Source organism: Halochromatium sp., from assembly GCF_046541315.1.
Taxonomy (GTDB): Bacteria; Pseudomonadota; Gammaproteobacteria; order Chromatiales; family Chromatiaceae; genus Lamprobacter.
Map to the genome: position 1 here is coordinate 1 of NZ_JBKHDN010000167.1, position 6,057 is coordinate 6,057.

The window sequence follows — 6,057 nt, forward strand, 5'->3', positions numbered from 1 at the left end:
TGCGCCAGGATGCCGTCCAGCTCATCGAGGCTGTTGTAATTGATCACCAACCGCCCCGTGCCCTTGCGACCATGCTGGATCGCCACCCGCGCCCCGAGGCGTTCGGCGAGATCGTCTTGCAGGCGGCGGATATTCGGGTCCGGATCGGGCTTGAAAGGAGCCCCCGCCGGCGCTTCGGCCTCGACCTGGATGCGACGAATCAGGCGCTCGGTCTCGCGCACCGAGAGCCCGCGCGCGACCACCTGCCGCGCCAGCTCGAGCTGCACATCGCCGCGCACGCCCAACAAAGCGCGGGCGTGCCCCATCTCCAGGCGCCCCTCGTCCAGCAAGGCCTTGACCCCGTCCTCGAGTTCGAGCAGACGCAGCAGATTGCTGACCGTGCTGCGCGATTTGCCGACCGCCTCGGCCACCTGCTGATGGCTGAGGCCAAACTCATCGAGCAGCCGCCGCAGGGCGCCGGCCTCCTCGAGCGGATTCAGATCGTCGCGCTGGATATTCTCGATCAACGCGATCGCCAGCGCGGCCTGTTCGCTGACCTCGCGCACCACCACCGGAATGCGCTCGAGGCCGGCCTGCTGACTCGCGCGCCAACGCCGTTCGCCGGCGATGAGTTCGTAGCGATCGGCACCGAGCGGGCGCACCAGGATGGGCTGGATCACCCCTTGCGCGGCGATCGAATCGGCCAGCTCGCGCATCCGCTCGGCATCGAAATCGCGCCGCGGCTGATAGCGTCCGCGCTGGATCTGATCCAGCGCCAGCTCGCGCACCGATTCGCTGATGACAGGCCCGCTCGGCGCCTCGGCATGGGCCGCTGTCGGTTCCGGGTTCGGGGCCAAGGCCGCCGCGTCGCGCGCGCCGCCGAGCAGGGCATCGAGCCCCCGACCCAAGCCTTTCTTTCTTAATGCGGCCATCGGCGCTGCGGCTCCAAACTGTCGCGAGGTGGGCGCATGCGGTCAGGCCGCGCTCGGTGTCCGCTCACGACGGCGCAGGACCTCGCTGGCGAGCGCCTGATAGGCGACCGATCCGCGCGAGCCGCGATCGTAGAGCAAGGCCGGCAGCCCATGGCTGGGGGCCTCGGCCAAGCGCACGTTGCGCGGAATGATGGTGCGATAGACCTCATCGCTGAAATGGCTCGCCAATTGGGTCGAGACCTGATTGGCAAGATTGTTGCGCGGATCATGCATGGTGCGCAGGATGCCTTCGATGCGCAGCCCGCTATTGCGGCTGCCGCGGATGCGCTCGATGGTATCGAGCAACGCCGACAGGCCTTCGAGGGCGTAGTACTCGCACTGGATCGGGATCAGCACGCCATCGGCGGCGACCAGCGCGTTCACCGTCAGCATGTTCAGCGACGGCGGGCAGTCGATGAGCACGATCTCATAGGCATCGGCGACCCCGGCGAGGGCCTCCGCCAAGGCCCGCTCGCGCTGCCCGGACTGCATCAGCCCCACCTCGGCCGCGGTCATATCGCCGTTCGAGGGCAGCAGATCGAAGCCCGGCGCCGGCGCCTCCAGCCGGACCACGCACTCGGCGAAGCCGGCCTCGCCCATGAGCAGATCGCAGCCGGTGCGTTCGAGTTCGTTCTTGGCGATGCCGACGCCCATGGTCGCGTTGCCCTGCGGGTCGAGATCGATCAACAGCACGCGCCGACCGGCGGCGGCCAGGGACGCGGCCAGATTGACCGCCGTGGTCGTCTTGCCGACGCCACCCTTCTGGTTGGCGATGGCAATGGTTCTGATGCTAGCCATGGGTAGTGCCGAGGGGGACCTCAATCAGGGAGCGCTCGCCGTCGACGCCAGGAACGACAAGAGGATGGATACAGGGTTCGGCACGCTCGGCGCCGACCGCCCTCGCTGCGGTGGCGGCCGCGGCCGGCAGGCATGCGAGCAGCGCGTTCAGCTCTTCCCGGGCCAAGCGGCCTTTCAGCGCCAACAGGCGGGCATCGTCGCTGGCCAAGTTCCGCGCGCCGCGATAGAGATCCGGCAAGGATGCAAGGGCGCGCGCGACAATGGTAGCGAATTTGCGCGCCGGCCGGTATGCCTCAAGCCGAATCTGGAGCACCTCGACCTGCGCGAGTCCGAGTTCCAACACCGCCTGACGCACGAAGCGGGTCTTCTTGCCGTTGCTGTCCAACAGGGTGAAGGCCAGCTCCGGCCGGGCGATCGCCAGCGGAATCCCCGGCAGCCCGGCCCCGGTGCCCAGGTCCAGCACCGGCCCGCGCGTCACCCAGGGCAAGATCGCTAGGCTATCGAGCAGATGCCGCGCCACCTGCTCGCGCGGGTCGCGCACCGCAGTCAGGTTGTAGGCCCGATTCCAGCGCGCGAGCAACTGGAGATAATGCACCAACTGGCCACGCGCCGCCTCATCGAGGGCCTCAGCGATCGCCGGCGCCATCGCCGCCAGCCCCGCATCCAAGCGCGCCCGCAGCTCGGCCGCGTCCACCGCATCCCGATCCGTTGGCGTCGTCACCCCGCCCATCTTCAGGCACTCAGGCGCTTCAGATGGATCAACAACAGCGACACCGCCGCCGGCGTCACTCCCGGAATCCGCGCCGCCTGCCCCAGCGTCGCCGGGCGCACCCGCCGCAATTTCTCGCTGACCTCGGCCGATAAGCCACGCACCCGCGCGTAATCGAAATCCGCCGGCAGCGCGCGCATCTCCTGTCCACGCTGACGCTCGATCTCATCGCGCTGGCGCGCCAGATAGCCGCCGTAGGTGGCCTGGATCTCGACCTGCTCGGCAATCGCCAGCGCGTCCGGATGAGGACACCTTGCCTGATCGACAGGACCGTCGACGACCTGGCCAGCGGCGATTCCGAGAGTCGCCTCGCCGGTCGCGTCGCGATCCTCTGGCAGCGCCCGAGCGCCAGCATCCGCCACTGCATGCGGACCTCCAGCCCGGCAAGCATTGCGCGTCGCAATCACCGCGAGCGGATCGCCAATCTCCTGACACGCGACCAGGTCCAGATAGCCAACCGCCGGGCGTGCCAGCAGATCCAGCGCCCGCGCCTCGCGCTTGACCCGCTCGCCGGTACGCCGCGCGAGTGCCGCCGCCAGCTCGCTCCCCGGCCGCACCCAGCAGTCGCGCAGCCGCTGCTGCTCGCGCGCGATCGCCTCGCGCTTGGTCTCGAAACGGCGCCAGCGCGCATCATCCACCAAGCCGAGCCGACGGCCGCTCTCGGTCAGGCGCAGGTCGGCGTTGTCCTCGCGCAACATCAGCCGATACTCGGCGCGGCTGGTGAACATCCGGTACGGCTCATTGGTCCCGCGCGTGATCAGGTCATCGACCAGCACGCCGAGATAGGCCTCGTCACGACGCGGCGACCAGGGCTCGAGGTCGCGCGTCTGACGCGCGGCGTTGAGGCCCGCGAGCAGGCCCTGGGCGGCGGCCTCCTCGTAGCCGGTGGTCCCATTGATCTGACCGGCGAAGAACAATCCCGACACGCACTGGGTCTCGAGCGACGGCGCGAGGTCGCGCGGATCGAAGAAATCGTACTCGATCGCATAGCCGGGGCGGGTCAGATGCGCCTGCTCGAAGCCCGGGATCGAGCGCACCAGCGCGTGCTGAATGTCATACGGCAGGCTGGTCGAGATGCCATTGGGATAGACCTCGCCGCTGTCGAGCCCTTCCGGCTCGACGAAGATCTGATGCGAGGTCTTGTCGGCGAAGCGCACGATCTTGTCCTCGATCGACGGGCAGTAGCGCGGGCCGATGCTCTCGATCACGCCCGAATACAGCGGCGAGCGCGACAGCCCGCTGCGGATGATCGCGTGCGTGCGCTCGGTGGTGCGGGCGATATGGCAACTGACCTGGCGCGGATGCTCGGCGGCGCTGCCGAGATAGGAGAACACCGGCACCGGCTGATCGCCGGGCTGCTCATCGAGCCGGCGGTAATCGATGCTGCGCGCGGCGATGCGCGGCGGCGTGCCGGTCTTCAGCCGCTCGACCCGAAATGGCAGCGCGCGCAGCCGCTCGGCGAGCGCGTTCGCCGGCGGATCGCCGGCGCGCCCGCCCTGAGCGTTGCTCAGCCCGATATGGATCTTGCCACCGAGGAAGGTGCCAACCGTCAGCACCACCGTTCGCGCGCGAAACGCGAGCCCCATCTGGGTGCGCACGCCGACCACACGCTCGCCCTGCCCGGTCGACTCGATCAGCAGATCATCGACCGCCTGTTGGAACAGATCCAGGTTCGGCGCGGTCTCGACCGCCGCGCGCACCGCCGCGCGATAGCGCAGGCGATCGGCCTGGGCGCGCGTCGCGCGCACCGCTGGGCCCTTGCGCCGGTTCAACACCCGGAACTGGATGCCGGCGCGGTCGGTCGCGCGCGCCATCAGCCCGCCGAGCGCATCGATCTCGCGCACCAGATGACCCTTGCCGATCCCGCCGATGGCCGGGTTGCAGCTCATCTGGCCGATGGTCTCGATATTGTGGGTCAGCAGCAGGGTCCGCGCGCCGACACGGGCGGCGGCCAACGCCGCCTCGGTGCCGGCATGGCCGCCGCCGACGACGATGACCTCATACTCTAGTTCTGCCCACATGCGTCTCGGTTCCTGCTCTCATGGCGATCCGCCATGATAATGCCAATCCGGCGGCGATTGGGGCACCGATTCAACCGCTGATCTTGAGCTTCTGGCCGACGCGGATGGTGTTGTCATCCGGACCGAGCTGATTGAGTTTGCGCAGCTTATCGACCGAAATGCCGTTGTTGACCGCGACCCGATAGAGCGTTTCATCGGGCTTGACGACATGATATTTCACCGGCGAGGCGGCCGGCTCAGTCTTGGCCACCGGTGTCGCGGTCTCCTTTTTCGGCGCGGGACTCGCCGCCTTGTCCGCCGAGCCGCGCTCGTTGCGAGCCACGAGTGCCGCCCGCGAGGACGCGCCAGTCCGATCCCGATAAGCCGGCGGCTGCGCGGCTACCCGTTGCAAGCTTCCGGTCGGCAGCCAGACCGTGCTGCCGGCCGGCAGATGGGCGTGACCATTGACCGCCCGCTCGTTCCAATGCAGGTTCAGGCGAGCCAGACTCGCCGTGGGCACGCCATAGTAACTGGCGACGTGCTGGGCCGGCATCGCGCTCGTCAGCACCAAACGATCATGCGACCACGGGGCCTCGAACTGCACCCCTTCCGGGAAGTAGCGTTTGGGGTGGCTGGCCACCTCGCGCGCGGCGACGAAGGAGGCGTAGAAGTTGCGCGAGGCGAAGCCGAAGGCGCGGCCCTTGTAGTGCTGAACGATCTCGCCGATATCGTCGCCGTGGCGGGCCTTGGCGTTGGCCACTCCGCCCTTGCCATGGTTGTACGAGGTGATCGCCAGCGGCCAGTTGCCGAGCTTGCGATGCGCCGCCGACAAATAGCGCGCGGCGCCATCGGCGCAGGTGATCGGATCCAGACGCTCGTCGAGGGTGCGATCGACGCGCATCCCGTAATCGCGACCGGTTGCCGGCATGAACTGCCAGATGCCGGCCGCGCCAACGCTGGAGCGCGCGTGCGCCTGGAACGAGGACTCGACATGCGGCAGGTAGGCGAGGTCTTCCGGCACGCCCTTGGCGCGCATGATCTTGCGGAACTCCGGATCGTAGCGGCCGCTGATCTCGAGCCCACGCTTGAAACGCTCGCGCACGCCGCGCTGGCTGCGCAACCGCTGCGAGGCGCCGTAGACCGCCTCCTTGCCCGCGCCCTGCTCGATCTTGGCCAGCAACCGCTCGTCTGCGGCGCTGAGCGGCGCGCGCTCGCGGACCTTGCGCTCGAGCGCGCGCAGGCGATCCTGGTGGTACGCACGCCGCGACTTCAGCCAGGCGCGTTGCTCATTGGTGTACCCTTCCTTGATCGGCCCCGGCAGGTCGGCCACCTCATAGACCACGCCCATGTGCTCATCGTCGTGGAAGGCGACCTGTCCCCGGCTCCAGACCCCATAGACATGGCGCCAGAAGTCGACGTTGGGCTGGATCGCCTCGGGCACCGGGAAGAGACCGCTGGTGTCGTAGTCGATCTTGCCAACGCCATCCCCGCGCAGGGCCGTTCCGTTACAGCCGCCGAGCGCCAGGAGCGCGGCGAGGAC

The 6,057-nt window shown here is 68.6% G+C and carries 5 protein-coding genes; all 5 read right to left on the minus strand.

The features are described 5' to 3' along the window. On the minus strand, positions 1-911 hold a 911-nt coding region (locus tag ACLFQI_RS10675), incomplete at its 3' end, for a ParB/RepB/Spo0J family partition protein (protein WP_410759202.1). Positions 912-953: 42 nt separating this feature from the next. Next, complete coding sequence (locus tag ACLFQI_RS10680) at positions 954-1,748, minus strand: ParA family protein (protein WP_410759204.1); 795 nt, start codon at positions 1,746-1,748, stop codon at positions 954-956. After that, positions 1,741-2,478, minus strand: coding sequence for a 16S rRNA (guanine(527)-N(7))-methyltransferase RsmG (gene rsmG, locus ACLFQI_RS10685; RefSeq protein ID WP_410759206.1), 738 nt, complete (start codon positions 2,476-2,478; stop codon positions 1,741-1,743). The genes ACLFQI_RS10680 and rsmG overlap by 8 nt, the downstream gene beginning before the upstream one ends. Before the next feature lie 2 nt (positions 2,479-2,480). Continuing rightward, positions 2,481-4,538: a tRNA uridine-5-carboxymethylaminomethyl(34) synthesis enzyme MnmG gene (mnmG, locus tag ACLFQI_RS10690; RefSeq protein ID WP_410759208.1), complete on the minus strand. Its 2,058-nt coding sequence runs from the start codon at positions 4,536-4,538 to the stop codon at positions 2,481-2,483. 70 nt (positions 4,539-4,608) lie between these two features. Next, positions 4,609-6,057 (minus strand): transglycosylase SLT domain-containing protein (locus tag ACLFQI_RS10695; RefSeq protein WP_410759210.1); only part of this gene is annotated, 1,449 nt, incomplete at its 5' end.

Excerpts from the sequence above, each read along its gene's own strand:
- rsmG (WP_410759206.1), bottom strand. The coding sequence starts at position 2,478 with ATGGGCGGGGTGACGACGCCAACGGATCGGGATGCGGTGGACGCGGCC.
- ACLFQI_RS10680 (WP_410759204.1), bottom strand. The coding sequence starts at position 1,748 with ATGGCTAGCATCAGAACCATTGCCATCGCCAACCAGAAGGGTGGCGTC.
- mnmG (WP_410759208.1), bottom strand. The coding sequence starts at position 4,538 with ATGTGGGCAGAACTAGAGTATGAGGTCATCGTCGTCGGCGGCGGCCAT.